We start from the raw sequence: 25953 nt of genomic DNA on the forward strand, positions 1-25953 counted from the left end.
GTCTTATGCGTTCATGGTAGCAAGTACTGCTCCTGATTCTACGGTCTCACCTTTTGCAACCTCTACGCTGGCAACTGTGCCGTCCTGTGGTGCAACAACCGGTGTTTCCATTTTCATGATCTCAAGTACAACGACAGGATCACCTTTCTTTACAGCTGCACCCGGTGCTGCTACAACGTCAACAACTTTACCTGCTGCGCCTGCTGTGATGGAAATGCTTCCTGCTGCGCCTGCGGCTGCTGCCGGTTTTGCTGCCGGAGCCGGTGCCGGTGCTGCTGCTCTTGGAGCCGGTGCTGCTGCCGGAGCGCCATTTGTATTTTCTTCTACGGTTACATCATATACGTTTCCGTTTACGGTAATTGTATAACTTTTCATTTTTCTATTCTCCTTAAACAAAATGGTGTGATTAGCGTCTCTTGATCGTACGGACTCTGAAACTGTCTACCGGTACATTCTCACTTGCTGCGATCGCGGCTGCGATAACAGCAACCAGCTCCAGATCGTCTGTTTCCTGTACCGGAGCTGCTACAACAGGTGCTGCCTTTGGTACCTCTGCTTCCGGTTCTGCTTTTTTTGCAAATTTTTTCTGGATCACAGGAATGATCTTGAAACAGTAAATGATCAGCGCAATTGCGATCAGCATAACGAATACCGTTCCCATACCAAGGACTGTATTCTGTAATGCATTTGCCAGTCGGGCTTTTCTGTCTGCTGCCTGCGCAAATACGGTCATCCCCGGAAGCTGTAAAGCCAGAAGTCCGAGACTGCCTGCCGCAATCCCTTTGATATTCTTTCTCATCTTCACTATCTTCCTTTCTTTTACAACATGGAAAATGCCATGATCAGATGTTTTCTTGTCTGTGCCGGAGCGATGACTGCATCCACACTGCCTCTTGCTGCTGCGGAAGTTACGGCATTCTGTTTTCCTTCATAAGCAGCTGCCTGTTTTTCAGTTGCTTTCTCTCCTTCAGCTGCAAATAAGATATTTGCTGCTTTTTCAGCTTCCATCATACCTACTTTAGCGTCATCCCATGCAAATACCATATCAGCATCGCTGATGCTTCTTGCGCCCATAGCCACATAAGCACTGCCGTAAGTATCGCCCATGATCAGGTTTACTTTACTGTTGAAACCACCATCATGATAAGCCTTTACCAGTTTTGCGATAGCCTGTGGAAGACCTTTTTCTGTCTGCTCTACTGCTGCAAATCCATCTGCTGCTGTCACAGTCAGAAGCGGAATCTCGCAATCGTTACAGAATGCGACGAAAGCTGCTGCTTTCTCACATCCGTCTACGGTAAGTCCGTCAGCCAGGTCTGCTGTCTTCTCACCTTTTTCATCATAAAGTGCATCGGCATTTGCCACTGCACCAACTAAAATTCCATTTAATGTAAGGAATCCTGTCACCATCTCCGGTGCATAATCCGGACGGATCTCCAGGAATTTATCGTCTGCACACTCGCCTAACAGTGCCCGTGCATCTTTTATTGCACATGTTTTTTCAGAGATGTAACGGTTCAGATCGTCCTCACCGCAGCGTCCGTATTCCTCATCGATGAGCATCACTACCAGCTCACGGATCTTTGTCAGAACAGCGTCCTCGCTCTCCAGCACCTCTGCCTGTCCGGAAACTACTGCCTGATAGTCTGCGGAATTGAACTCACGGGAAAGTTTTTTATTATCCTGAATTGTATGCGGTGCATTCACATACATCTGTGCTTCTTTTGTCATAAATGCAAAATCACTCATGGCCGGGATCAATGTCATGCCACCTGCACAATTACCCATTACTGCGCTGATCTGAAGCACACTGTCCGCATACTCAGCCTGTTTTGCAAGCACTGTGCCAAAGCTGTCCAGTGCATCTACAGACTCCTGCAGACGGAAGCCGCCACAGTCTAACAGTCCGATCACCGGAGCTGCTGCCTTGTCAGCCATATCATATAATTTTGCGATCTTCTTTGCGTGCATCTCGCCCATTGTTCCGTTCAGCACATCACGGTTCTGACTATATACATACACCGGATTGCCCTCGATCTGTCCGTAACCTGTGATGACACCATCGGATGGTGCGGACTGGTCATTTACGGTAAAATCTGTCATGCGGGCGGAAACTAATGCGCCAACCTCTACGAAACTACCCTCATCTAACAGACGGTTGATTCGCTCTAACGCTAAACATTCTGCCATATTGCCTCATACCTCCTTGAGATTGTTATTTTATTAACATACCAGAATCATTCTACTTCATTTTGAACAAAAATTCAAGAAAAATGTTCCTGTTTGCCTATCATTTTTGTGCCTTTCCTTGGCAAATTCACTTGTATTCTATGCAAAGTATACAAAATACCAATCAATGCCTTTTTTATCGCCTCTGATTTCAATCATCTTTTTATCCTCCTTATTTTTTACTCAAATTTCCAGGTAGAATGTGTATCACAGACTACGTTCAGCTCTTTGTCGATCACAATGTGACCAGCATCCCACGTTTACAGCAACACCAATGGTAGACGGATGACGTGCCGTATTTTCAATATTTACACCCATGACAGAATATTTTCCGCCCATACCCTGCGGTCCAAGACCGATCGCATTGATTCCGTCCTCCAACAATCTCTCCATTTTTGCTGCATTTGCATTAATCCAGAACCCCGGTCACATTTAATCCGATCGCTACGATGGTAGCGGTAAGCCCCAGTGGAATTTTTTCTAATATAAAGCTGACAATCGCAAATATCAGAAACAAAAACTGCTGCCGCAAATCAGCTTTTTGTGATGCAACCGGCCATTTCCCTGGCAATTCGGGAACTGGAAGCCGAATTTGGCATCACGCTGTTTACCAGATTTAACAACCGACTCACTCTGACAGAAGATGGCGCACTTTTTTATAAGAAAGCAGACTACATTCTGCAGTATTGCAAAGACATGCAGTTTGAATTGAACGGCAGCCGGATTCAGCAAAATCCAATCCATGTCGGCATTCCACCGGTGCTCAGCAGTTTTTTCTTTCCTGGACTCATTGATGCCTATCGTTCCAAATATCCGGATGCCCTCGTCTCACTGGAGGAGTATGGTTCTGTACGCGCCTGTGATCTGGTTCAGGAGGATAAACTGGATCTGGCTCTCGTCAAACATGGAAATGTACAATATTGACCAGCTCGACAGTCATGTGCTCATTCACGACCAGCTCGTATTTTGTGTTTCACCGGAACACCCGCTGGCTGATCATATCTCTATCACAGCTGCTGATCTGGATCATCAGGATGTCATTTTGTTTAATAAAGATTCCGTGCAGAATGCCATTTTACGCACCCGCTTTGACTCGGAAAATATAAAAAGCTTTCTATATAGAAACGATCAGATTCAACTGACACTTCTATATAGAAAGCTTTTTTCTTAACTATTTGTTTTTCCTATTTCACTTTGACTGTGAAAATTTTTTTCAAAGAACTTCGATGTCCTTAGTTACCCGGATAAGTAATGACAGACTCTACATCGTAACCTTTCAGTTTCTCACGACCGTTTAAACCAGCCAGCTCCATCAGGAATAATACTTTGACAACTTCTCCACCAAGGCTCTCGATCAGTTTGATAGCAGCCTCGATGGTTCCGCCTGTTGCGATCAGGTCGTCTACTACAACAACTTTCTGACCCGGTTTGATGGAATCTTTGTGCATCTCGATCTCTGCGGAACCGTACTCAAGGTCATATTTTGCAGAAACAGTCTCGCACGGCAGTTTTCCTTTTTTACGAACCGGTACAAAACCTTTACCAAATTCGTAAGCCAGCGGTGCGCCAAAGATAAATCCTCTGGATTCTGCTCCAACTACCACGTCAAAATCAACGCCATCCAGACGCTCTTTTAATCCGTCAATGGCAAGTTTCAGTCCGTCCGGATCCTGCAGAACGGTTGTTATATCGCGAAAAATAATGCCCGGTTCCGGAAAATCAGGGATACTTCTAACGTAATCTTCTACTTTTTTCATAATATGTATAGTTCCTCCTGTATTTTGGATTATCACTCAACCTTGTTATTATACATGAAAACTTCCGGGAGATAAAGAGATTTTTCCCAGTTCTTCAAATTTTGCGATTCCATCCGGACGCAGTTCGCAGGAAATCTGAAATTTTTGCAGGGCAGTTTTTGTTTTTGAACCAAACACGCCATCTACAGAAACGGGATAGCCTGCCTCACAAAGCTCCCATTGCAGCCAGCGAACGCCTTCTCCGTGAGTGATCTTTTTTACAGCCGGATGCTGTGCTGCTTCTTCTGGCTGCATGATCCATACATATGGACGTAAATATGGATTTTCACCTTTTCGTGTAATACTGAATTTTTCTGTCATGGTATCCGACCTGCAATTCTCCATATCGTAACTTACCCACGGAAAAAGCAGACCATATTGCCAGTCATTGTCGGTTACATTTGAGTAGATGGTTCCATAATTGATTCCTTTTGCTTCCACACAACGATACGCGCCATCACATTTGCCAAGAAAAACACCCACATGCCCTGGTTTCCAGAGTACGGTTCCTACGGGGAGCCATGCATACGTTTCATACACAATTCGTTGATCTGCCACCGCATACATTTGCGCTGAGCTCAACTCCACGCCCAGATAAGCCCCGATCAGTCCGGAACAATCGGTATTCACTTTTCCAACCTGTCCCTGCTGTCTTGCCCGTTCCACATAATCATCCGTTACCAGATCCGGGAGTTTTTCGTGTAGTTCCTGCACAAATTCTTCTGTCAAAATTCCATGAGAGATTTTCGCTCCATAAAAATATGGCGTTCCGATTCTGCCTTCTGCGAAATCTGCTAATCCCTGTCCCGTCAGATTACTTTGCAGGTTCATCATGGTCATTTTCCATCCCTTTTCATTCTCTATCTATTAATTAGTATGAAACTATCTGTAAAAGTTGATCATATAACACACAACCTGCTATTTCTTAGGCAAAAACATTCACACATATACGGACTTGTTATTACTCCCCACTTATAGAGCGGAAGTCTTCTCGACCGTGAAAAAAATATGGTTGATCCAGCTTTCACTAAATCAACCATATTTTCGTTTCATAAGTTTTTGTTATTTGACTTTTCCGTTAACAACGTGATACCGCACACCATTCTGTGTTACATATCCATTATAGGAAAAATCAACTTTTCCGTTTCTGATGTACCAGCGACCATTTTCGTTGCTTGCAATTCCATTAAAATTGAAATTAACTTTTCCACCTTCAATACGCCACCAGCCATTTTCATTCTTTGCTACTGTGTTGGCGCTAAAGTCTACTTTTCCATTGCGGATCAACCACCAGCCGTTTTCGTTCTTTGCTACTGTGTTGGCACTAAAATCTACCTTTCCGTTGCGGATCAACCACCAGCCGTTTTCATTCTTTGCTACTGTGTTGGCAGTAAAATCTACTTTTCCGTTACGGATCAGCCACCAGCCGTTTTCGTTCTTTGCTACTGTGTTGGCACTAAAATCTACCTTTCCGTTGCGGATCAACCACCAGCCGTTTTCATTCTTTGCTACTGTATTAGCATTAAAGTCTACTTTTCCGCTGCGGATCAGCCACCAGCCATTTTCGTTCTTTGCTACGGTATTGGCATTAAAGTCTACTTTTCCGTCTTTGTTGATGTACCACCAGCCATTGTGGTTTTTAGCAACAGTCACTTTCTTCTGTACCACACCATTTACCAGATTGTACCAGGTTCCATTTACTTTAGCCACATCTGTAACGTACTGACGTGTTCCATTCAGATAATATACATCTTCTCCATCAACCGTATAAATGCCTGTTCCATACGCCGTCAATGACGCAAATTCTTCTTCGGCCTTCTGAAGTGCCTCGTAATTGCTTACCTGTGCTTTCTGCGCATCTGTCAATGCATCATATGCTGCTCGTGCTTCTGCAATCGCACCTTTGCTCTCTAAAGTAATGTCAGTTCCGATTGCATCAATCTTGCTCTCGACGTCTTTTACTTTTGCTACATCTTCTTTCAGTTCTGCAAGTTTTTCTTCTGCTTTCTGAAGTGCTTCGTAATTACTTACCTGTGCTTTCTGCGCATCTGTCAATGCATCATATGCTGCCCGTGCTTCTGTAATTGCGTCTTCACTGGCTAAGGTAATATCTCCAAGTGCGTCAATCTGGCTCTCTACAGCTTTTACCTTTGCTGCATCTTCCTTCAGTTCCGCAAGTTTTTCTTCGGCTTTCTGAAGTGTCTCGTAATTGTTTACCTGCATCTTCTGTAAATCAGTCAACGCATTATACGCTGCTCGTGCTTCTGCAATCGCATCTTCGCTGGCTAAGGTAATATCTCCAAGTGCATCAATCTGTTTTTCGGTTGCGTCAACGTCAGTGTCTGTCGGACCTGCATAATATGCTTCCACATTGTCCAGATTCATCCACATGCTTCCGCTCATCTTTCCATATACACCAATGGTCATGGTTCCATCTGTTACTTTCACCGGAATACCAACTTTGACCCAGTCGTTTTCGGAAATCGGCATATCCTGTTTTGCGATAACATTACCCGCGCTGTCCTTGGCATAGAGATAGCTCTCATCTCCGTCAGCGTAATCACCTTTTATCATGGCAGTCACATAATAGGTTCCATTCTCCAATCCTGTTAAAGTCTGGTAAATATGTCCAAGGAATGCACTGCTGCTCCAGAAGCTGATACGTGTTTTTCCCGCATAAGGTGTTTTATTTTCCAGAAAAGCTCCTGTACCTTCAAGAGACCAGTTTGGAATTGATCTTTTATTTGACCATGCTGTTTCAAAATCTCCATTTGGAACCGTAATCTTCTCTTTTGACATCAGTACCGGCATGGTTGTCTCTTTATTCTCAGTAATTACAATATTGGATTTAACAGCGGTCAGACTACCGGAAGTAACAATTGCCTGATAAGTTCCCGGAACTACTCCGTTTAACGCAAGTTTTCCATTTTCATCTGTCTGTGCTGTATAAGTCAAAGTATCTGCTCGGTTGTCTGTTTTTCTCAGTAATACAGATGCATTGCTTACCGGTGTTCCATCTGTCAGGAAAACAAAGCCGCTCAGGTCACCGGACATACTCTTCATTTCCTGATTGGAAACGGAAGTTTCCTCCCCTTTTGTTACCTGTATTTCAACATCTGAAATTGTCTCATAAGTACCTTTTTCAAAACTCAGAGTATATGTACCCGCCGGAATCCTACGGAATTGATACTGTCCACTCGCATCGGTCTCAGTCTGTGCCACAACGGTATCGCCCTGTTTTAAGCTTACCGTTACACCTGCCAGTGCAGCATTACCGCTTGTAACGGTTCCTGCAATATTTCCGGACAGATTTTTTACGGAAAAATCAATGCCGCTGACACTTTGACCAGATACAACTTCTACGCTGCTGTTTGGTCCCTCAATCTCGGCTCCATCTAATTCAGCACTGATGGTATACTTACCCGGTTTTAAGGAATCAAAGCTATAGTCTGTTTTTTCTCCATCCAGCAGAATTGTTTTTGTATAAACATCCCCTGTCTCACTCTGTGCACGTAAAATCAGATTTTCACCGGTCAGATCAGAAGAAATTGTTCCGGAAACTTTTCCCATTTCCACTGCATCGGTAGATTTCACAAAGGTAACATCATCAATATTGCACCATGCATTTGCTTCTCCGTCTGCCTTGAAACCAACCGTTACTTTTCCGCCGGAAACAGTTACATTTTTCATTGTAACGTCTGTCCATTCTGACTGATTCTGTGGAATATCGATGTTCATGGATACATCACCGGATTCTGCATACATCTGCAGTTTCTGGAAGTTTCCACCATTTTTAATTTTGGCACTCATATCATAAGTTCCATCCGGCAGGGCAACATACTGATTACTCTGGATCGTCTGTGATACGCCACAGGAGAAATCTGTGCTGTCGCCCAGGCGCAGTGCATATTTTCCGGTTGTTGTGGTTCCATTGTTATTAATCGGGCTTTTTCCTTTTGTCACCTGATTCGTCCAGCCTGCCAACGCTGTACTGCCCACACGATCTGCATCAAAGCTGCCATTTTTTACATAGTTATTTTTATCTGCAACCGTCCATGTTCCAGTCTCTGCGTCCAGATTCCATGCACTCAGAGAATTGTAATATGGAGTTCCGTCTTCTGTAAAAGATAACGGGCACCACTGGTTATAACCAAGTCCGTTTCTGGCAAAATCTGCCCAACGGTCTCCACAGAATAATACGGTCTCCTGCTCGGTTCCTTTTACGGTGTAGAAAAATCCAGTCTGGGTTACATGGCAGAAGTCATCGCTGCAGCCCGGCATTATCTTCATATTTGTCTCTGGATTCTTTGCTTTTGCAGCCAGATAGGACTCATCTAAGCTATCAAGTACCATATAATATGCATGAGAAGCATTCCATCCATACAAATCTGATGCGCAGATATAATATTTGCCATTGTACTTGAACATGCAGTTTCCTTCACGCCCTGCTCCTTTGTATACCATATAAGAAGGTCCAAGTCCTACTTTACCATCTGCCTGTGTCTGAATCTCAGAGATAAAGATTTTGCCTCGTCCGGAACCATAGGAATATACCAGATAATCTTTTCCGGTATCTTCATCGGTAAATACGGTCTGATCACCGGTATTTGTTGTTCCGCCAGTATAGTCTCTCATATCAATACGCTGATTCCATTTAAACTGTCCAGTCGGACTGTCAGAAGTAAGTACCAGTACCTGTTTGCTGTAATTATCTGTCTGATTTTTATCCAGCTTATTATCCGGATCTGCACATTCATGCTGTACAAACAGTGCATACTTACCGGTATCTTCCATATATGCAACACCAAGACGTCCTACCCATTCCACATCCTGATTATCCATTTCTTCACGTTTTGTAATTTCTTCCGGAACTACCACGTCGCCCTCGTACTTCCAGTTCGTTAAATCCGTGGAGCTGTAACAGGTTACGCCTGCAAAATGGTTGTTCTTCTGTGCTTTACTGGAATCGTTATAGTATATCTCACTTTCGTCATACTTTACACCATACCAGTAATATTTCGTCACTCCATCAACTGTAAATTTAAAAATTCCACCACCCTGAGAATAAATTGGATTTCCGTCCGTATCGTGCCAGAATATATCATTTTCAATCTGGTTAGATACAGCTGTGGTATCTGCTGCTTTTGCAGAAACACCTGTAATTGGTGACATTGCCATTGCCGCTGCCAGCAGGCAGGCAAATGCTTTCATTGGAATCCCTTTTCTCTTCATTTTTCATATCCTCCTCTTTTTTCTTATAAGTTTTACTATCCTTCTTGCCCTTTAACTTCTTGCGCTCATTATAAACCACAATTTCTTTGTTTTCATTGTGTTTATTTGCTAATGTGTTTTAAAAAATTGCTCTTAGTATCTACATTTTGGTAGATGCCCGTAATACCAGATCAAACCCCGGGGAAATCTTCTCACCCGCATCCCCGGATTCCAGCCATCCGATCAGTTTTTCACATGCAAGCCGTCCAAGCTCCTGCTCATCAAAGGAAATCGCAGTAACCGGCGGTATGTAATTTTGCAGAAAAAAACTATCATAAAAAGACACTACTTTTATGTCTTTTGGAATCGACAAATGCATGCGGTTTAATTTCATCAGTACATGGCTGCAAATTTTATCATCCATGCACACAATACATTCCACACATTTTTCTGCAAGTTCTTCCACTGCGGCAAAGACATCTGCTTTCGTCGCGCAATTTAAATACACCAGATCCTGTGGTATTTTCTTGTAATAAATCTCATGTGCTCTCTCAAATCCGCGCAAACGTTTCTGTGTAACCGTATGCTGTTCGTTTCCACCAATCAATGCCATTCGGTTGATGCGCCGTCCCAACAGATAATCTGTCATCTGCGTACAGGCTTCCACCGTATCATCATCCACATACAGTGCTTCGTGTCCTTTCACTTCCCCGATAACCGCCAGCGGTACATGCTCACTTTCCAGATATTGGATCACCGGATCATTGGTCAGCGCCCGGGTTACGATCATTCCATCCACTTTATTTTCCTGAACCACCCGTTTGACTCTGGACAGATCGTTCGCCTCCAGCATGATCACAAGTACCTCATACAATTTGCTGGCAGCTGTTTCACAGATTCCCATCAGACACTGTTGGAAAAATGGTATTTCATTCAGTTCCTGATCTGCCGGAAGCAGAACTCCAAGGTTGGATGTCTTAAATGTCTCATCTGAAACATCTGTTTCTTTTTTCTGATATCCGATTCGTTTACAATAGGCAAGGATTTTCTTTTGCATCTCTTTCCCCACCCGGCCTTTTCCGGATAAAGCTCTCGATACGGTTGTCTTGGAACATCCTAAATCTTGCGCAATTTGCTCAATCGTTATTTTTGTATCCCCACTTGCTTTACTCATCTCCCATTTTTTCTGTTAATTTTGTATATATCTATATTACTTTGATATCATTTTATCGTCAATTTGCTTATTTCATAAAATCATTCCTCTGTTTTCTGTAAATTATACATATTTTCTGTTAGTTTGCGCAATTTTGCGCAACAGTTGTAAGACATTCATTCCATGGAAGCTGTTATCACACATTCTTGCAACTGTATGACTTACATGGTTGTACTGATTACAATTACAGAAAAAGAACTGCTTCTATGTATCATCGTCACATAAAAGCAGTTCTTTCTAAATTACTTAATCGCTTATTCTATTTTTCTTTCTTGTTCTTCGTACCAAACATGCCCCTTGCGCTTCACTCGTTTAGTCTTCATCCTGAGACCAGGCAAGTGCACAACGCACCGCACGATGCCATCCTTTTAACAGTTTTGCACGCTCTGCTTCTTCCATGGTCGGCTCGAATGTCCGTCCCAGATTCCAGTTTTTGCGAATTTCTTCTTTACTGCTCCAATAGCCTACAGCCAGTCCTGCCAGATAAGCCGCGCCAAGTGCTGTTGTCTCAATACATTTCGGACGCTCTGCACGAATGCCTGCAATATCTGCCTGGAATTTCATCAGCATATTATTGGCACTGGCTCCGCCATCCACTTTGAGATGTGTCATTTTGACTCCGGCATCTTCTTCCATCGCTGCAATGACATCATAAGCCTGATAAGCAATGGACTCCAAGGTTGCACGGATAAAATGTTCTTTTTTGCATCCTCTGGTCACGCCTACGATCGTGCCTCTCGCATAAGAATCCCAGTACGGCGCACCCATTCCGGTAAAAGCAGGAACCACATAAACGCCTTTGCAGTCCGGTACTTCGTCTGCGTATTCCTCTGACTGGCGTGCAGTTTTGATCATACGCATTTCATCCCGCAGCCACTGGATCGCTGCGCCTGCCACAAATACGCTTCCTTCCAGCGCGTATTCCACTTCATCGCTGATACTGGCAGCCAACGTGGTCAGCAGACCATTTTTTGATGCGATCGGCTCTTTTCCGGTATTCATCAACAGGAAACATCCGGTTCCGTATGTAATTTTTCCTTCACCTTTTTCAAAACAGCTCTGTCCAAACAATGCTGCCTGCTGATCTCCCGCTGCTCCGCACACCGGAATCTCTCCGCCGGTCACTGCCGGATCGGTATGTCCATAAATATAACTGGATGGTTTTACCTCCGGAAGCATACTTTCCGGAATGTTAAATTTTGCCAGAATCTCCTTATCCCAACAGCATTTATGAATATCATACAGCATCGTTCTGGATGCATTGGAATAATCCGTCACATGCACTGTGCCTCCGGTCAGATTCCAGATCAGCCAGGTATCCACGGTTCCAAATAACAGATCACCGGCTTCTGCCTGCGCTCTGGCGCCTTCTACATTGTCCAGAATCCATGCGATCTTGCTTGCAGAAAAATAAGGATCTGCGATCAGTCCGGTTCTTTCCCGGATCAGTTCGTCAAATTTTTCCTCTTTCAAACGTTCGATCTGATCCGCAGTTCTGCGGCACTGCCACACAATCGCATTGTATACAGGGACACCGGTGTGTCGGTTCCATACGATGGTTGTCTCACGCTGATTCGTGATACCGATGCCTTCGATATCTTCCGGAGTTGTACCCGTAACCGCGATCGCTTCCGCCAATACAGATAACTGTGTGGACCAGATTTCCCGTGGATTCTGCTCCACCCAGCCCGGCTGCGGATAAATCTGTGTCAGTTCCTTCTGTGCCATACCACAGATATTTCCTTCATGATCAAATAAAATACAGCGGGAGCTTGTGGTTCCCTGATCCAATGACATAATATATTTTTTCCCCATGATTTTTTCTCCTCATAGTTCTCTTATTTATACATATTTTTCATATTCAAGAATGCTCCGGCATTCTTGTTGCGAGGTGCGCGTCATGCACTTGCATGACATACTTCAACTGCGCACCTCTGTAATCCTGCCGGAGGCTATATCAGATGGGGGATTGGCTCCCATCTGATATACAATCCTGATGCTGTTCTCTCATAGTAAATTATTATGTAAAACACTTCTGTATATATATTTTTATATTATCGTATCTATTCCTATCTTTCAACAGCAGATTTTTTCACATTATCGGCATCTGGTCTCATCGTAAAATCCCCTTATTAAGACCATAAACAATGCTTTCAGGAACACTGTATCTCTTTGGTTGCAACCACATCCACACCGGTATCTGCCACATTTTTCACAATCACATCCCCAATCTGAACCGGTGCTGTAAGTGTCACTCCTTTTAATGCCATCAGGCATTCCCGGATTTTCCCTTTTGGAATATCCGATGCCGTTTTCACCGATACCACCGGCAGATTGCCGCCCGTTACCGGAACCGTGGATGTCACGATTCTTCTTGGATCTGTCAGCTCTTTTCTGGCATAATCATCCCCGCGTTTGCAGGTATTTCCACTTACGGATATCACCTGCACGCCATCCATTTCCACTGTCAGATTACAGCCCAGCGGGCAGCCGATACAAATCAGTTCTTTTCGTTCCATTATGCTTCCCCCTGTTCGATTCGAATTGTTATTTTGGATAAATGCTCATATTCCTGCAGTTTTTTCTTCTGCAAAATCACCTGCTCCATTTCACCCGGTGCCATAACTTTCTTTTTTAAACGCATGATACAGGTATCGTCAAAATAAACACAAAGCTCACAGTTTTTGTATACATTTCCGACCCGGAAGCGTACAATCTGTTTGTCCTGCATCCGATGCGGATGAACGGAAGACGGCACCGTATAGCGCACACCACCCTCCGGGCAAATATTGATTTCTGTTGCATCTTCCGCAAACTGCTGTGTCACATATTCTGCCGCGAACGTTCCTGCCGCCCCGGCTTCCTCTGACACATAATCCACCAGATCATGCACATGCAGGACATTTCCACATGCAAACACACCCGGAATATTTGTCTCAAGGCTCTCATTGGCTACCGGTCCGAAAGTCACCGGACTTAATTTCACACCTAATTTTCCGGAAAGCTCATTTTCCGGAATCAGACCACAGGATAACAGTAAGGTATCACATTCGTAGGTTTCTTCTGTTCCCGGAATTGGTTTTAACTTCTCGTCCACCTGCGCGATGGTCACTGCCTCTACCCGGTCTTTTCCTTTGATATCCACCACGGTATGACTCAGTTTCAATGGAATATTATAATCATCCAGACACTGTACAATGTTTCGTTTCAAGCCGCCGGAATACGGCATCAGTTCTGCCACCACCTGCACTTTTGCACCTTCAAAGGTCATACGTCGTGCCATGATCAGTCCGATGTCCCCGGAACCAAGAATAACCACTTTTTTGCCCGGCATCCGTCCCTCAATATTAACGTAACGCTGTGCTGTTCCGGCGGAATAAATGCCTGCCGGACGATAGCCCGGAATATTTAAGGCTCCCCGCGGGCGCTCTCTGCATCCCATGGCCAGAACGATGGCTTCTGTCTCTACCACAAACATCCCCTGCTCCCGGTTCATGCAGGTAATTTTTTTATCCGGACTGATATCCACCACCATGGTTGTCAGCAGATATGGGATCTGCATCTTTTCCACTTCCGCAATAAAACGTGCCGCATATTCCGGTCCGGTCAGTTCTTCCTTAAAGGTATGCAGTCCAAATCCATTGTGAATACACTGGTTTAAAATTCCGCCCAGCTGCTCATCACGTTCCAGTATTAAAATATCTTCCACACCGGCCTTTCGTGCCGCAACCGCTGCTGCCAAACCTGCAGGTCCGCCGCCGATAATCGCAATTTTCGTTTTCATGCTACAGATCCTCCTTATCATATCCGGTCAGGAATCCTGAATTTCTGCCTTTTTTCGTAATTTCACTGATGTCGCATCCAAGTTCCCTTGCAAGAATCTCCACGGTCTTCGGGGAACAAAATCCTGCCTGACATCTCCCCATTCCGGCGCGGGTTCTGCGTTTTACGCCATCCAGTGTTGTCGCTCCCAATGGGCGGTGGATTGCATCTAAAATCTCACCCTCTGTCACCATCTCACAACGGCAGATGACGTTTGCGTATGCCGGATTTTTCTGAATCATCGCATGGCGTTCTTCCACAGTCAGTTCTTCCATGCAGACCACACCTTTTCTGGTAGATACAAACTCCAAATTATCCTCTGCCGGAAGCAGTTTTTCAATCAATTCTGCCACATAAACGCCAATGGCTGGTGCACTGGAAAGTCCCGGAGATTCAATCCCGGCCACATCGATAAAGCCCGGCGCATCTGCCACTTCCTCAATGATAAAATCATTTTTCTCTGTATGCGCCCGCAAACCGGCAAAGGATGTGATAGTCTGACGTTTTGGCAGGTTCGGTGTACTAAATAGCGCACGCTGCTGCAGATCTTCCAGACCTTCTGCTGTGGTTGCGATATTTTCCTTATCTGATTCGTCTACCGCGGTCGGTCCCAGCATCAGATTGCCATGTACAGTCGGCGTTACAAGCACACCTTTTCCATACTTTGTCGGAAGCTGGAAAATCGTATGGGATACAAAGTCTCCAACCTTTTTATCCAGCAGGCAATACTCGCCTTTTCGTGGGATGATCTGAATTTTATGTTCGCTGACCATGTTGTGGAAAACGTCCGCGTAAACTCCGGCGGCATTTACCACCAGTTTTGTCTCATACACATGATCCTGCGTATGAATCTCATAATATCCGTCCTTTTTCACAATTTTCTGTACTTCCTGATTTAACAAAAACTCTGCGCCGTTGGTACATGCATTTTCTGCCAGTGCGATTGTCAATCCAAACGGACATACAATGCCGCCTGCCGGTGCATACAGTGCTGCCACAACCTGTTCGGACACCTGCGGTTCCATCTGCCGCACTTCGTCGCCGGAAATAATCTCGCATCCTTCTACACCATTTTTCTCTGCCTTTTCCAGAAGCAGCTCCAGCTTTGGTCTGTCCGCCTCATTAAAACAAAGTACCAGCGAACCGTTTCGTTTATAGGAAAAATCCAGTTCCTTTGAAAGTGCTTCCATCATCCGGCTTCCCTGTACGTTCATTTTCGCTTTTAGGGTTCCCGGTGTCGCATCAAATCCCGCATGCACGATACCGCTGTTTGCCTTGCTGGTACCTTCACAGATATCGCTGCAGCGCTCCAGTACCGCAATGTTTCGTTTCTTTCGCATCAGCTCCCGGGCAATGGCACTTCCGGTGACACCTGCCCCAATGATCATTACATCATACATAAAATCGCTCTCCTTTTCTCAGTTTCGCTTCCTTCAGATCCAACTCATCAAATATTTTTTCATTCATAAATACTTATTTATACACTTTTCTAAAAATCTGCTTGAACCTGGTGAAATTAAAAAGAGCCGAACAAAAATAAACCATCTTCATGGTCTCCTTTTTGCTCAGCTCATAATCTCATGCAAATCAATATGTTATTTTCTGGGTTCATTGTAACACTTATTGCCACCAGACTCAAGTTACTACTACAAATTTTGCAATATTTCCTTCAATTTATCAAAATCCACCGGTTTTGCAATATGGGCATTCATCCCCGCATCCAGACAGCGTTGTACATCTCAGCAGCAGATACCGCAAACGGAATCTCAACACAAAAACGACTGCCTTTCCAAGCGTACTGTCTCCCCGGATATTTCCACCCATTGCATCTGTCAGGCTTTTCGTGATTGCCATGTCAAGCCCCGTACCCTGTATTTCCTTTGTTTGCTTCTTTATATAATTCAAGTCGAACGCACGTGAGACTTGGTGCGTGATTCTGGTCAGCGAAAGCTGACATCTTCTTTTCAGAATCACTGCACTCTACACTCCGTTCCGGTCGGCGCAAAACCATTGTCTCCCAGACAATGTGCGCCCTCGCGGAGCATTTATCTCAGTCGGAGATTGAACTCCCACTGAGAAATACTTGTTACTACTCACCACTTGCAGAAGTGGGAGTCTCAACTCAGACTGAGATGAAAAATTGCCGAAACGGTATGATTTAATCCTTCCAAAGTCAGTTCCAGAGAGAACTGTTCTTCTGTATTCTGCTGCAACAGCTCCTTTTCACAGACCAGTTCCGTCAGGAAATCTCCCTCTTCCAGATTGAGTTCCGGACAACATTGCCGCACTTTTTTAATTTTCCATTTCTTGTCAGTTTGTTAATTATAAGTCTTTTTCATACGATAATTGCCAACTTCGTAAACGTAAGTCCGAGAGTCAGAAAATAATGAGAGCAGACGTCTTAGTCTGCGACATTCTTTTCTGACTCTCGGACCGGACACTCCCAATACATAAAAGCAAAAAAATTTGTACTTCTTCTTATAATTATGTATAATAATATAGATATTAAATTTGTGAAGGAGCGTTGTATGAACAAAAACAATCAGAAAAAAAACGCTGGTGCCCTGATCGGTGCCGCATTCCTTATGGCGACTTCCGCCATTGGTCCGGGATTTTTGACCCAGACCGGAAAATTCACGGACAGCCTACATGGAAGTTTCGGCTTTGTTATTTTAATTTCCATCGTACTGGCTGCCATTGTACAGTTAAACGTATGGCGTGTACTCTGCGTATCCGGTATGCGTGGACAAGACGTTGCAAACAAAGTGCTTCCAGGACTTGGTTATGTGGTAGCATTCCTGGTCGTAGCCGGTGGTCTTGTATTTAACATCGGTAACGTCGGCGGCGGAGCCCTTGGTTTTAACACCTTACTCGGCATTCCGACAACAGTTGGATATTTCCTTGCAGGTGCCATTGCAGTCGTTGTTTTCTTATCTAAGAATGCATTAAAAGCCATGGATACCCTGACAAAAGTACTTGGTGGACTTATGATTGCCGTTATTTTCGTTGTGATCCTTATTGTCCGCCCACCAGTTGGCTATGCCTTAAAAGAAACCGTTGCACCATCTGCAGCAATGAGCGACACTTTCCCTGCCATCCTGACACTGCTTGGCGGAACCGTTGGCGGATATATCACCTTTGCCGGTGCACATCGTCTGATCGATGCAGGTATCACGAAAAAAGAAAACCTTGGTGAAATTAAGAAAAGTTCTGTTATGGGACTTGGTATCGCAACCATCGTCCGTGTACTGTTATTCCTCGCCATCCTTGGCGTCGTTGTTGCTACTGCAACTTCCGGTGCACATACACTGGATCCGTCCAACCCTGCCGCTGATGCATTCAAGATCGGTGCAGGTCAGATCGGATACCGCTTCTTTGGACTGGTACTTCTGTGTGCTGCCATCACCTCTATCGTAGGCTGCGCGTACACTTCCGTATCTTTCCTGAAGACATTCAGTAAATTTATCGAAAAAAATGAAAAATGGTTTATCGTTGGATTCATCATCCTCAGCACCGTCGTTATGGCACTGATCGGTCAGCCTGCTACTCTGCTTGTTCTGGCAGGAGCTTTAAACGGACTGATCCTTCCAATTACCCTTGGTGTATGCCTGATAGCTTCCAAAAAGAAGACTATCATGGGTGAGGATTACCATCATCCGACCTGGCTGCTGATCCTTGGTATCGTTGTTGTTGTCATCTCCGCATACCTTGGCATCACATCCCTCGGAAACCTTGCAACACTTTTTGCATAATGGAGCATGATCAATTATGAAAGACACAAAAATTCTTACCGCCGGAGATTCCTCCCTGCTCATTCAGTTTGGGCAGGAGATTTCTCCGGAAATCAATGCACAGATCACTGCGTTTGTGCATCTGATGAGAGAACAGCATGTGGAAGGTGTCACAGATGTGATTCCTGCATTCACAAGCCTTCTCATCAACTATGATCCGCGCGTTATCGACTACCGCAAATTAAAACGCCGTCTGGAAAAATTATTAAAACTGGAAGTCAGCAAAAAAGCATCTTCTTCCCGTATTTTTGAAATTCCGGTGTGCTACGGCGGCGAATACGGCCCGGATCTGGAAAACATTGCAAAACACGCAAACCTTACCCCGCAGGAAGTCATTGATATTCACTCTTCCAGTGACTATCTGATCTACATGCTTGGATTTTTGCCGGGATTTTCTTATCTTGGCGGCCTGGATGAACGCATCCACACTCCGCGTCTGGCAAATCCGCGTATCAAAATCCCAGCCGGAAGCGTCGGCATCGGCGGTTCCCAGACCGGTATCTATCCGTTAGATTCACCGGGAGGATGGCAGTTACTGGGACTGACTCCGGTAAAAACGTATGATCCGAACCGTGAAGTTCCGATTCTTTTTGAAGCCGGCGATTACATCCGTTTTGTCCCAGTCAGCGAATCTGATTTTACAGCAATCAAAGATGAAGTGGAAAAAGGTACTTATACCTGCACGATTCATCAAAAGGAGGTGTAACCCATGGGCGTTCGTGTATTAAAAGGCGGCATGCTCACAACTGTACAGGATCTTGGAAGAACCGGCTATCAGAGCCAGGGCTTCGGTGTGTCCGGTGTCATGGATGTGCGCTCCTTTAAAATTGCAAACCTGCTTTTAGACAATCCGGAAAACGAAGCAGTCCTTGAATTTACCCTGATGGGACCGACACTGGAATTTACTTCCGAAACCATTATTGCCATCACCGGCGGCGATTTCCAGCCACAGGTAAACGGCAAACCCATCAAAAACTATACCGCAGTCTATATGCACCGTGGTGATATCTTATCCTTCCGCGGCGCCAGAACCGGCAGCCGTGGCTACATCGCTTTTTCCAGTTATCTGGACATTCCGGTGGTTATGGGAAGCCGTTCTACCAACATCAAATGCTCCATTGGCGGATACAAAGGACGCCGTCTGATGGATGGGGATTATGTTGGTTTCCGTATCAAACGCAGATATTTACCATATTACTTGTCCCGTACTCTGGATCTGGATGAATTTGATCAGGATGAAGTGACCTTGCGTGTCATTATGGGACCACAGGATAAAGCATTTACCGCAGCAGGCAGAAAGACATTTCTGGAATCCGAATATACCGTAACCAGTGAATTTGACCGTATGGGATGCCGTCTGGAAGGACCGTTCATCGCATACAAGACCACTTCCGATATCATTTCAGACGGAATTGCCTTCGGATCTGTTCAGGTGCCAAGCCACGGAAAACCGATCATTCTGCTTTCCGACCGTCAAACCACCGGCGGGTATGCAAAAATTGCCACTGTCATTTCCGTGGACATTCCGAAACTGGTTCAGCGAAAAACAGACCACAAGGTACGTTTTCAGGCAGTTACCGTAGAAGAAGCCCAGCAGCTCATGCAGGATGAACTTCATGAACTGCAGGAATTCCGCAAACAAATTTATCAGCCGTGTAAAGAAGTTCTGGACTGCAGACTTGTGGCAAAACGTTTATCAAAACTGTTTCAGGACTAGCTACTGAACTATTACAGGATTCTGTAGCAACAGATTGAAAATACATTCACAGGATCTTCCTATAGAATCCTTTTTATTGAACATCAAAGGAGTAACAAACTATCATGGATTTACAACAGATTGAAAAACTTGTACAGATTATCGAAAATTCCTCCATGCTGGAGTTTTCCATTCAGGAAGGCGATACAAAGATCAAAATGAGCCGCCGCGGAACCATGGGTGTTCCGGGAGAAGCAGCAGTCACCGTTGCACAGACTGCTCCTGCTGCCCCGATTGAAGAAGAAGCAGAGGACGAAACCTACATCACCTCCCCGATCGTCGGCACCTTCTATTCCGCTCCGTCTCCGGAAGCAAAAGCCTTCGTAAAAGTCGGTGACAGAGTCAAAGCCGGACAGACCGTATGCATTCTGGAAGCAATGAAACTGATGAATGAGATTGAAAGTGATTTTGACTGTGAAATCGAAGCCGTTCTGGCCAGCAATGAGCAGAAGATCGAATATGGCCAGCCACTGTTTAAGGTAAAAAAACTGGATGACTAAGGAGGCCTGCTGATGTTTCACAAAATATTAATCGCAAATCGTGGAGAAATCGCGGTCCGCATTATCCGCGCCTGCCGCAACATGGGCATCCGCAGCGTCGCCGTTTACTCCAAAGAAGATAAAAACAGTCTTCACGTACAGCTGGCAGATCAGCGTGTCTGCATCGGAGAAGGCCCTGCCCGCAACAATTACCTGAATATGGAGCGCATCATCACAGCTGCCCGCAATGTCGGCGCTGATGCCATTCATCCGGGCTTCGGATTTTTATCCGAAAATGCAGATTTTGTCCGTCTCTGTGACGAGTATGGTATCACCTTTATCGGACCGACTGCCGATGTCATCAACAGCATGGGAAACAAATCCCACGCCCGCAAAACAATGATGGATGCCAATGTTCCTGTCGTTCCAGGCACAAAAGAGCCTGTCTACGATGCAGAAACCGGTGAAAAATTTGCCGATGAGATCGGTTACCCGGTTATGATCAAGGCTTCCTCCGGCGGCGGTGGAAAAGGTATGCGTGTGGCAAAATCCAAAGATGAATTCGAATTTAATTTCAATATGGCACAGCGTGAATCAGCCAATTCCTTTGGCGATGACACCATGTATATTGAAAAATTCATTGAAAATCCACGCCACGTAGAGATTCAGATCATGGCAGATAACTTCGGAAATGTGGTTGCTCTTGGCGAGCGTGACTGCTCCGTACAGCGAAATCACCAAAAGCTGATTGAGGAGTCCCCGTCTCCTGCCATCACGGAAAAAATGCGTGCTTCTATGAATCATGACGCGATTCTTGCAGCAAAAGCTGTAAATTATACAAACGCCGGAACCGTTGAATTTATCGTAGATCCAAAAGGCACTTACTATTTCATGGAAATGAATACCCGTATTCAGGTAGAGCACGGTGTCACAGAAATGGTCACCGGCACAGACCTCATTATTGAGCAGATTCGCGTGGCTATGGGTGAGCCGTTAAGTTTTACCCAGAAGGATGTCACTCCGCGTGGTCATGCCATTGAGTGTCGTATCAATGCGGAAATCCCTGAGAAAAACTTTATGCCAAGTCCGGGTGTGGTCAAACATCTGCATCTGCCATCTGGAAACGGCGTCCGCGTAGATACTGCCCTTTACACTGGCTACCGAATTCCATCCGAATACGATTCCATGATTGCAAAAGTCATTGTTCATGCACCGAATCGTGATGCAGCATTGCAGAAAATGCGCTCCGCGCTGGACGAAATGGTAATCATGGGTATGGAAACCAACCTTGATTTTCAGTATCGTATTTTGAAAAATCCAGAGTTCTGCGAAGGAAAAGCCGATACCGGCTTTATTGAACGGATTTTACGTCTGGACTAATAAATTTTCAAATCAGAAAGAGAGGTCTTTACCATGTATCAGGTAGACTTAAACAGTGACCTTGGCGAAAGTTTCGGCCGCTATACCATCGGAATGGATGAAAAAATCATTCCTCTTATTTCTTCTGCAAACATTGCCTGCGGTTATCATGCATCCGATCCTGTCGTAATACTGGAATCCATTGCCCGCACCAAAGAGGCAGGCATCAAGATTGGTGCACATCCGGGACTTCCGGATCTCATGGGATTTGGACGCAGAAATATGGCAATCTCCCCGGCAGAAGCGAAAGCTTACACCCTGTATCAGATCAGTGCCCTTGGCGGCATGTGTCAGGCAAACGGAATGCGCCTGCAGCACGTCAAACCACATGGAGCCTTATACAACATGGCAGCCAAGGATTATGAGCTGTCTATGGCCATCTGTGAGGCGATCCGCGACTATGATCCTGAGATCATTGTCATGGGATTATCCGGAAGTGAAATGATCCGCGCTGCCAAAGACTGTGGATTAAAAGCGGCCAGCGAAGTATTTGCAGACCGTGGCTATGAAGAAGATGGCACACTGGTCAACCGCCGTAAGGAAGGCGCGCTGATCAAAGATGAGGATGAGGCAATTGCCCGCGTCATTCGTATGGTAAAAGAAGGCGTTGTTACTGCTGTGACCGGAAAGGATATTCCGATTCAGGCAGATTCCGTGTGCGTACACGGAGATGGTGAAAAAGCACTGCTTTTCGTAGAAAAAATCCGTAAGGCACTTACCGAAAATGATATTAAAATCCGTCCATTAGCCGAAATTGTGAAATAACGTTTGTTTTATGAGGAAGGAGAGTCCGAAAAGAATACCGCAGACTAAGACGTCTGCTTGTATTATTTTCGGACTTTCACTCCTGCTTATATCGTAAATACACAGATTTACATTTAGATATTTTCTCAGTTTAAATAGCCCGGAGAACCAGAAAATAATACAAGCTGCCGTCTCAGGCTGCGGTATTCTTTTCTGGTTCTCCGGGCTTCAATAACCAAAATTATAAATTACAGGCACTCTGCCGAATTACATCATTCCCATTCCTGGTGCACCGCCTGCTGGCATTGCCGGAGCCGGCTCTTTGATATCTGCTACAACAGACTCTGTTGTTAATAAGGTAGAAGCAACGCTTGTTGCGTTCTGTAATGCACTTCTTGTTACTTTTACAGGATCAAGGATTCCTGCGTCTACCATGTTTACATACTCTTCTTTTGCTGCATCAAATCCGATACCCGGCTCGCTCTCACGAACTTTGTTGATGATAACAGCGCCTTCCAGACCTGCATTTGCGGAAATGTAGAATAACGGAGCTTCCAGAGCTTTCAGGATTACTTTTGCTCCTGTCTTCTCATCGCCTTCCAGTGTCTCAGCAAGTTTTGCAACTTCTTTTGTTGCATGGATGTATGCGGATCCGCCACCTGCGATGATTCCTTCCTCTACAGCTGCTTTTGTAGCTGCCAGAGCGTCTTCCATACGCAGTTTGCTTTCTTTCATCTCTGCTTCTGTAGCTGCACCAACACGGATAACTGCTACGCCGCCTGCCATCTTAGCAAGTCTCTCCTGTAATTTCTCACGGTCGAAATCAGATGTTGTTGTCTCAATCTCTGCACGAATCTGAGCAACTCTTGCTTTGATTGCCTCGGAATCACCCTCACCGTCAACGATGATCGTGTTCTCTTTCTGAACTTTAACGGATTTAGCCTGACCAAGCTGTGCCAGTGTTACGTCTTTTAATTCCAGACCAAGTTCGGAAGAAATTACTGTACCACCTGTCAGAATTGCAATATCCTGCAGCATTGCTTTTCTTCTGTCACCATATCCCGGAGCTTTTACACCGACAACAGTAATGGTTCCACGTAATTTGTTTACAATCAGGTTTGTTAATGCATCACCTTCGATATCCTCAGCAATGATGAGTAATTTTTTGCCTGTCTGTAAGATCTGCTCTAACAGTGGTAAGATTTCCTGAATGTTTGTGATCTTTTTATCTGTGATCAGGATATATGGCTCATCAAGGTTTGCTTCCATTTTGTCCATATCAGTTGCCATGTATGCGGAAATATATCCACGGTCAAACTGCATACCTTCTACTAAGTCTAACTCTGTCTGCATTGTCTTGGACTCTTCGATTGTGATAACGCCGTCTGCGGAAACTTTTTCCATAGCATCTGCAACCATGTTTCCTACTGTCTCATCGCCAGCGGAGATTGCTGCAACTTTCGCGATATGGTTCTTTCCATCCACTTTCTGGCTCATAGCTGCGATTGCTTTTACAGCTGCCTCAGTTGCTTTCTTCATACCTCTTCTCATTACGATCGGGTTTGCACCTGCTTCCAGGTTTTTCATTCCCTCTTTGATCATTGCCTGAGCAAGAACAGTAGCGGTTGTTGTACCATCACCGGCAACATCGTTTGTCTTTGTAGCTGCCTCTTTTACAAGCTGTGCACCCATGTTCTCGAATGCATCCTCAAGCTCGATGTCTTTCGCGATTGTAACACCATCATTTGTGATCAGCGGAGCGCCGAAAGATTTGTCCAGAACAACGTTTCTTCCTTTTGGTCCTAATGTAACACGAACGGTATCTGCTAATTTATCTACACCAGCTTCCAGAGATTTTCTTGCCTCTGATCCATATTTTAATTCTTTTGCCATGATGAATTTCCTCCTTCATTCATTAACCTATAGCCTATGCATAATCTGTTTCTATGCATATGTTCTTTTCTATTTTATTATTCTGATTTTCAGGTTTCTTTGTGAAAGCCTGTTTTACTCTGATATTTTCCAGAAATATAATTACTCAACGATTGCAAGGATGTCATTCTGTCTTACGATGATGTACTCCTCACCCTCTAATTTTACTTCGTTACCAGCATATTTAGAATAAATAACTTTATCACCCGGTTTTACCTGCATGGTTACTTCTTTACCGTCTACCATTCCGCCAGGTCCTACAGCGATTACTTCTGCTTCCTGTGGTTTCTCCTGTGCACTTGTTGTAAGGATCAGACCTGATTTTGTGGTCTCTTCTGCTTCTACCTGTTTTAATACAACTCTGTCACCTAATGGTACTAATTTCATGATGTGTTCCTCCTTATTCTATATATAAGTATTATGCTTTCTTCTGTTTTATTAGCACTCATTTCTTTTGAGTGCTAACCGATAGTCATATAATAGTTATTTTGTACCTGAATCGCAACTAAATTGATTCGTATTTATACATATATTTTCACATATATTCTCATATATACTCTTTTTTTCTCTTTTTTTCTCACTTTTTCATTTTTATAATGTGGTTAAAAAGATAAAACCTTCACGGGGCTAATTTGCTAAATCAGTTCAAAATGTTTCAGCGCATGGTAAATACCATCCTCATGAAGTCCTTTTGTCACATAATCCGCATGTTCTTTGGCTACATCTGTTCCATCGCCCATGGCAACACCCACACCGACAAAATCCAGCATATCGACATCATTGGCACTGTCACCAAATGCATACGTATCCTTTACATCAATGCCCAGTTTCTCACATACAAATGCAATTCCGCTGGCTTTGCTGTATCCTTTCGGTACTACTTCCATTGCGATATCACCGTGAACCATGAAATCATAATCATCCTTCAACAGTTCGATCACTGCCGGGTAGTCTCTGTCGTGAATTAATACAGAAAACTTGCTGGCTTCCCACTGATCCTCATGATTTCGAATCGGAAGCATACAATCTTTCATTACGTCCAGCAGATATCTTCCATAAGCATCTCTACTGATCTCATCTGCATCCATGTAAAGCATATGCCGACCTTCCATCACCATGGCAATATCATAATCATAAAATATCTGCACTGTCTTTTTCAATAATTCCCGGTCAATCTCTTTGTACAGCAGATCTTTTCCCTCATATTCTATAAAGGTACCACAACCACTGATAATGCCGTCAAATCCCATTCCAAGCAGTTCCTCGCTGTTAATAAAGATCCTGGTCCGGCCGCTGCAAAGAAATGTCTTGTGTCCATGCTCCCGAAGCTGCCTGATCGCATCCCTGGTACTCTGTGGAATGTTATTTTCCCTGTCCCATAAAGTTCCGTCAATATCAAAAAAAATTGCTGCCATATGTTCTTTTGCTTCCTTCCTCTGTTTCATCAGAAAATTGCCTTCACCTTCCCGGATCAGAGTTACTGTTTTCTGTGCTTTCCTGTAAGTGACATGCTCCCACCACTTAAATCACAGATTTTGAAGTGGGGGCTTCTTGCTCAATG

Annotated in this window: 25 protein-coding genes; 8 read left to right on the forward strand and 17 right to left on the reverse strand. The window is 44.6% G+C overall.

The annotated features are described in order from the left end of the window. Positions 1 to 3: 3 nt before the first annotated feature. The 4 genes from DXB15_RS07020 to DXB15_RS07035 form a co-directional block, all read right to left on the reverse strand. Complete coding sequence (locus DXB15_RS07020; RefSeq protein ID WP_118702434.1) at positions 4 to 375, reverse strand: biotin/lipoyl-containing protein; 372 nt, start codon at positions 373 to 375, stop codon at positions 4 to 6. Positions 376 to 406: 31 nt separating this feature from the next. Beyond that, positions 407 to 799, reverse strand: coding sequence for an OadG family protein (locus DXB15_RS07025; RefSeq protein ID WP_118702435.1), 393 nt, complete (start codon positions 797 to 799; stop codon positions 407 to 409). 20 nt (positions 800 to 819) lie between these two features. Further along, positions 820 to 2190 carry a carboxyl transferase domain-containing protein gene (locus DXB15_RS07030; protein ID WP_118702436.1) on the reverse strand — a complete coding sequence of 457 codons (1371 nt, stop codon included), beginning with the start codon at positions 2188 to 2190 and terminating at the stop codon, positions 820 to 822. A 246-nt stretch (positions 2191 to 2436) separates the two neighbouring features. Further along, positions 2437 to 2610 (reverse strand): fumarate hydratase, encoded by a 174-nt coding sequence (locus DXB15_RS07035; RefSeq protein ID WP_347562910.1) that lies wholly within the window; start codon positions 2608 to 2610, stop codon positions 2437 to 2439. Positions 2611 to 2733: 123 nt separating this feature from the next. Here DXB15_RS07035 and DXB15_RS17435 point away from each other — a divergent pair, with 123 nt between their 5' ends. Together DXB15_RS17435 and DXB15_RS17860 are read left to right on the forward strand one after the other, a co-directional pair. Further along, the gene (locus tag DXB15_RS17435; protein WP_256385910.1) at positions 2734 to 3153 is read left to right on the forward strand and encodes a LysR family transcriptional regulator; all 420 of its coding nucleotides are present in this window, start codon (positions 2734 to 2736) and stop codon (positions 3151 to 3153) included. Next, positions 3140 to 3400, forward strand: coding sequence for a LysR family transcriptional regulator substrate-binding protein (locus DXB15_RS17860; protein WP_431733523.1), 261 nt, complete (start codon positions 3140 to 3142; stop codon positions 3398 to 3400). The genes DXB15_RS17435 and DXB15_RS17860 overlap by 14 nt, the downstream gene beginning before the upstream one ends. Before the next feature lie 61 nt (positions 3401 to 3461). On the opposite strand, the gene DXB15_RS07050 is transcribed toward DXB15_RS17860, so the two are convergent. The 10 genes from DXB15_RS07050 to DXB15_RS16910 form a co-directional block, all read right to left on the reverse strand. Beyond that, the gene (locus DXB15_RS07050) at positions 3462 to 3986 is read right to left on the reverse strand and encodes an adenine phosphoribosyltransferase (protein WP_109216986.1); all 525 of its coding nucleotides are present in this window, start codon (positions 3984 to 3986) and stop codon (positions 3462 to 3464) included. A 48-nt stretch (positions 3987 to 4034) separates the two neighbouring features. Continuing rightward, positions 4035 to 4865: a C40 family peptidase gene (locus tag DXB15_RS07055; RefSeq protein WP_118702438.1), complete on the reverse strand. Its 831-nt coding sequence runs from the start codon at positions 4863 to 4865 to the stop codon at positions 4035 to 4037. 222 nt (positions 4866 to 5087) lie between these two features. After that, positions 5088 to 9257, reverse strand: a complete 4170-nt coding sequence (locus DXB15_RS07060; protein WP_118702439.1) for a carboxypeptidase regulatory-like domain-containing protein — start codon at positions 9255 to 9257, stop codon at positions 5088 to 5090. Positions 9258 to 9396: 139 nt separating this feature from the next. After that, positions 9397 to 10410, reverse strand: a complete 1014-nt coding sequence (locus tag DXB15_RS07065) for a LacI family DNA-binding transcriptional regulator (RefSeq protein WP_118702440.1) — start codon at positions 10408 to 10410, stop codon at positions 9397 to 9399. Between the two features lie 351 nt (positions 10411 to 10761). Beyond that, positions 10762 to 12264: a glycerol kinase GlpK gene (glpK, locus tag DXB15_RS07070; RefSeq protein ID WP_118702441.1), complete on the reverse strand. Its 1503-nt coding sequence runs from the start codon at positions 12262 to 12264 to the stop codon at positions 10762 to 10764. A 338-nt stretch (positions 12265 to 12602) separates the two neighbouring features. Continuing rightward, positions 12603 to 12968 carry a DUF1667 domain-containing protein gene (locus DXB15_RS07075; RefSeq protein ID WP_118702442.1) on the reverse strand — a complete coding sequence of 122 codons (366 nt, stop codon included), beginning with the start codon at positions 12966 to 12968 and terminating at the stop codon, positions 12603 to 12605. Beyond that, positions 12968 to 14233 carry an NAD(P)/FAD-dependent oxidoreductase gene (locus DXB15_RS07080; protein WP_118702443.1) on the reverse strand — a complete coding sequence of 422 codons (1266 nt, stop codon included), beginning with the start codon at positions 14231 to 14233 and terminating at the stop codon, positions 12968 to 12970. Before DXB15_RS07080 ends, DXB15_RS07075 begins: the two co-directional genes overlap by 1 nt. Position 14234: 1 nt before the next feature. After that, the gene (locus tag DXB15_RS07085) at positions 14235 to 15671 is read right to left on the reverse strand and encodes an NAD(P)/FAD-dependent oxidoreductase (protein ID WP_118702444.1); all 1437 of its coding nucleotides are present in this window, start codon (positions 15669 to 15671) and stop codon (positions 14235 to 14237) included. A 277-nt stretch (positions 15672 to 15948) separates the two neighbouring features. After that, positions 15949 to 16125 carry a hypothetical protein gene (locus tag DXB15_RS16905; protein ID WP_158582208.1) on the reverse strand — a complete coding sequence of 59 codons (177 nt, stop codon included), beginning with the start codon at positions 16123 to 16125 and terminating at the stop codon, positions 15949 to 15951. 263 nt (positions 16126 to 16388) lie between these two features. After that, on the reverse strand, positions 16389 to 16559 hold the full coding sequence (locus DXB15_RS16910; protein ID WP_158582209.1) for a hypothetical protein: 171 nt from the start codon (positions 16557 to 16559) through the stop codon (positions 16389 to 16391). A 240-nt stretch (positions 16560 to 16799) separates the two neighbouring features. Between DXB15_RS16910 and DXB15_RS07090 the strand changes: the two genes are divergently transcribed. The 6 genes from DXB15_RS07090 (at position 16800) to DXB15_RS07115 (ending at position 22481) form a co-directional block, all read left to right on the forward strand. Next, positions 16800 to 18023, forward strand: a complete 1224-nt coding sequence (locus DXB15_RS07090; RefSeq protein WP_109215440.1) for an NRAMP family divalent metal transporter — start codon at positions 16800 to 16802, stop codon at positions 18021 to 18023. Between the two features lie 16 nt (positions 18024 to 18039). Then, positions 18040 to 18768, forward strand: a complete 729-nt coding sequence (gene pxpB / locus DXB15_RS07095; RefSeq protein ID WP_118702445.1) for a 5-oxoprolinase subunit PxpB — start codon at positions 18040 to 18042, stop codon at positions 18766 to 18768. A 3-nt stretch (positions 18769 to 18771) separates the two neighbouring features. Next, positions 18772 to 19779, forward strand: a complete 1008-nt coding sequence (locus tag DXB15_RS07100) for a biotin-dependent carboxyltransferase family protein (protein WP_109215438.1) — start codon at positions 18772 to 18774, stop codon at positions 19777 to 19779. Between the two features lie 104 nt (positions 19780 to 19883). Then, positions 19884 to 20318, forward strand: coding sequence for an acetyl-CoA carboxylase biotin carboxyl carrier protein (gene accB, locus DXB15_RS07105; protein WP_109215437.1), 435 nt, complete (start codon positions 19884 to 19886; stop codon positions 20316 to 20318). Positions 20319 to 20330: 12 nt separating this feature from the next. After that, complete coding sequence (gene accC, locus DXB15_RS07110) at positions 20331 to 21677, forward strand: acetyl-CoA carboxylase biotin carboxylase subunit (protein ID WP_118702446.1); 1347 nt, start codon at positions 20331 to 20333, stop codon at positions 21675 to 21677. Positions 21678 to 21710: 33 nt separating this feature from the next. Further along, positions 21711 to 22481 carry a LamB/YcsF family protein gene (locus tag DXB15_RS07115; protein WP_118702447.1) on the forward strand — a complete coding sequence of 257 codons (771 nt, stop codon included), beginning with the start codon at positions 21711 to 21713 and terminating at the stop codon, positions 22479 to 22481. A gap of 246 nt (positions 22482 to 22727) precedes the next feature. Here DXB15_RS07115 and groL read toward each other — a convergent pair whose 3' ends face one another. The 3 genes from groL to DXB15_RS07130 all read right to left on the reverse strand — a co-directional run bounded on the left by groL (position 22728) and on the right by DXB15_RS07130 (position 25837). After that, on the reverse strand, positions 22728 to 24353 hold the full coding sequence (gene groL, locus DXB15_RS07120; protein WP_118702448.1) for a chaperonin GroEL: 1626 nt from the start codon (positions 24351 to 24353) through the stop codon (positions 22728 to 22730). A 141-nt stretch (positions 24354 to 24494) separates the two neighbouring features. Beyond that, on the reverse strand, positions 24495 to 24779 hold the full coding sequence (gene groES / locus DXB15_RS07125) for a co-chaperone GroES (RefSeq protein WP_118702449.1): 285 nt from the start codon (positions 24777 to 24779) through the stop codon (positions 24495 to 24497). Positions 24780 to 25027: 248 nt separating this feature from the next. Next, positions 25028 to 25837 (reverse strand): Cof-type HAD-IIB family hydrolase, encoded by an 810-nt coding sequence (locus DXB15_RS07130; RefSeq protein ID WP_118702450.1) that lies wholly within the window; start codon positions 25835 to 25837, stop codon positions 25028 to 25030. Between the last annotated feature and the right edge of the window lie 116 nt (positions 25838 to 25953).

Source organism: Roseburia sp. OM02-15 (assembly GCF_003481835.1).
Taxonomy (GTDB): Bacteria; Bacillota; Clostridia; order Lachnospirales; family Lachnospiraceae; genus Eubacterium_I; species Eubacterium_I ramulus_A.

What these genes read in the sequence shown, in the direction of transcription:
- DXB15_RS07050 (WP_109216986.1), bottom strand. Translation starts at nt 3,986, where the DNA reads ATGAAAAAAGTAGAAGATTACGTTAGAAGTATCCCTGATTTTCCGGAA.
- DXB15_RS07055 (WP_118702438.1), bottom strand. Translation starts at nt 4,865, where the DNA reads ATGACCATGATGAACCTGCAAAGTAATCTGACGGGACAGGGATTAGCA.
- DXB15_RS07100 (WP_109215438.1), top strand. Translation starts at nt 18,772, where the DNA reads ATGGGCGTTCGTGTATTAAAAGGCGGCATGCTCACAACTGTACAGGAT.
- DXB15_RS07065 (WP_118702440.1), bottom strand. Translation starts at nt 10,410, where the DNA reads ATGAGTAAAGCAAGTGGGGATACAAAAATAACGATTGAGCAAATTGCG.
- groL (WP_118702448.1), bottom strand. Translation starts at nt 24,353, where the DNA reads ATGGCAAAAGAATTAAAATATGGATCAGAGGCAAGAAAATCTCTGGAA.
- DXB15_RS07090 (WP_109215440.1), top strand. Translation starts at nt 16,800, where the DNA reads ATGAACAAAAACAATCAGAAAAAAAACGCTGGTGCCCTGATCGGTGCC.
- accC (WP_118702446.1), top strand. Translation starts at nt 20,331, where the DNA reads ATGTTTCACAAAATATTAATCGCAAATCGTGGAGAAATCGCGGTCCGC.
- pxpB (WP_118702445.1), top strand. Translation starts at nt 18,040, where the DNA reads ATGAAAGACACAAAAATTCTTACCGCCGGAGATTCCTCCCTGCTCATT.
- DXB15_RS07080 (WP_118702443.1), bottom strand. Translation starts at nt 14,233, where the DNA reads ATGAAAACGAAAATTGCGATTATCGGCGGCGGACCTGCAGGTTTGGCA.
- glpK (WP_118702441.1), bottom strand. Translation starts at nt 12,264, where the DNA reads ATGGGGAAAAAATATATTATGTCATTGGATCAGGGAACCACAAGCTCC.
- DXB15_RS07060 (WP_118702439.1), bottom strand. Translation starts at nt 9,257, where the DNA reads ATGAAGAGAAAAGGGATTCCAATGAAAGCATTTGCCTGCCTGCTGGCA.
- DXB15_RS07025 (WP_118702435.1), bottom strand. Translation starts at nt 799, where the DNA reads ATGAGAAAGAATATCAAAGGGATTGCGGCAGGCAGTCTCGGACTTCTG.
- DXB15_RS07085 (WP_118702444.1), bottom strand. Translation starts at nt 15,671, where the DNA reads ATGTATGATGTAATGATCATTGGGGCAGGTGTCACCGGAAGTGCCATT.
- DXB15_RS07075 (WP_118702442.1), bottom strand. Translation starts at nt 12,968, where the DNA reads ATGGAACGAAAAGAACTGATTTGTATCGGCTGCCCGCTGGGCTGTAAT.
- accB (WP_109215437.1), top strand. Translation starts at nt 19,884, where the DNA reads ATGGATTTACAACAGATTGAAAAACTTGTACAGATTATCGAAAATTCC.
- DXB15_RS07020 (WP_118702434.1), bottom strand. Translation starts at nt 375, where the DNA reads ATGAAAAGTTATACAATTACCGTAAACGGAAACGTATATGATGTAACC.
- DXB15_RS16905 (WP_158582208.1), bottom strand. Translation starts at nt 16,125, where the DNA reads ATGGCAATCACGAAAAGCCTGACAGATGCAATGGGTGGAAATATCCGG.
- DXB15_RS07130 (WP_118702450.1), bottom strand. Translation starts at nt 25,837, where the DNA reads ATGAAACAGAGGAAGGAAGCAAAAGAACATATGGCAGCAATTTTTTTT.
- groES (WP_118702449.1), bottom strand. Translation starts at nt 24,779, where the DNA reads ATGAAATTAGTACCATTAGGTGACAGAGTTGTATTAAAACAGGTAGAA.
- DXB15_RS07115 (WP_118702447.1), top strand. Translation starts at nt 21,711, where the DNA reads ATGTATCAGGTAGACTTAAACAGTGACCTTGGCGAAAGTTTCGGCCGC.
- DXB15_RS17860 (WP_431733523.1), top strand. Translation starts at nt 3,140, where the DNA reads ATGTACAATATTGACCAGCTCGACAGTCATGTGCTCATTCACGACCAG.
- DXB15_RS07030 (WP_118702436.1), bottom strand. Translation starts at nt 2,190, where the DNA reads ATGGCAGAATGTTTAGCGTTAGAGCGAATCAACCGTCTGTTAGATGAG.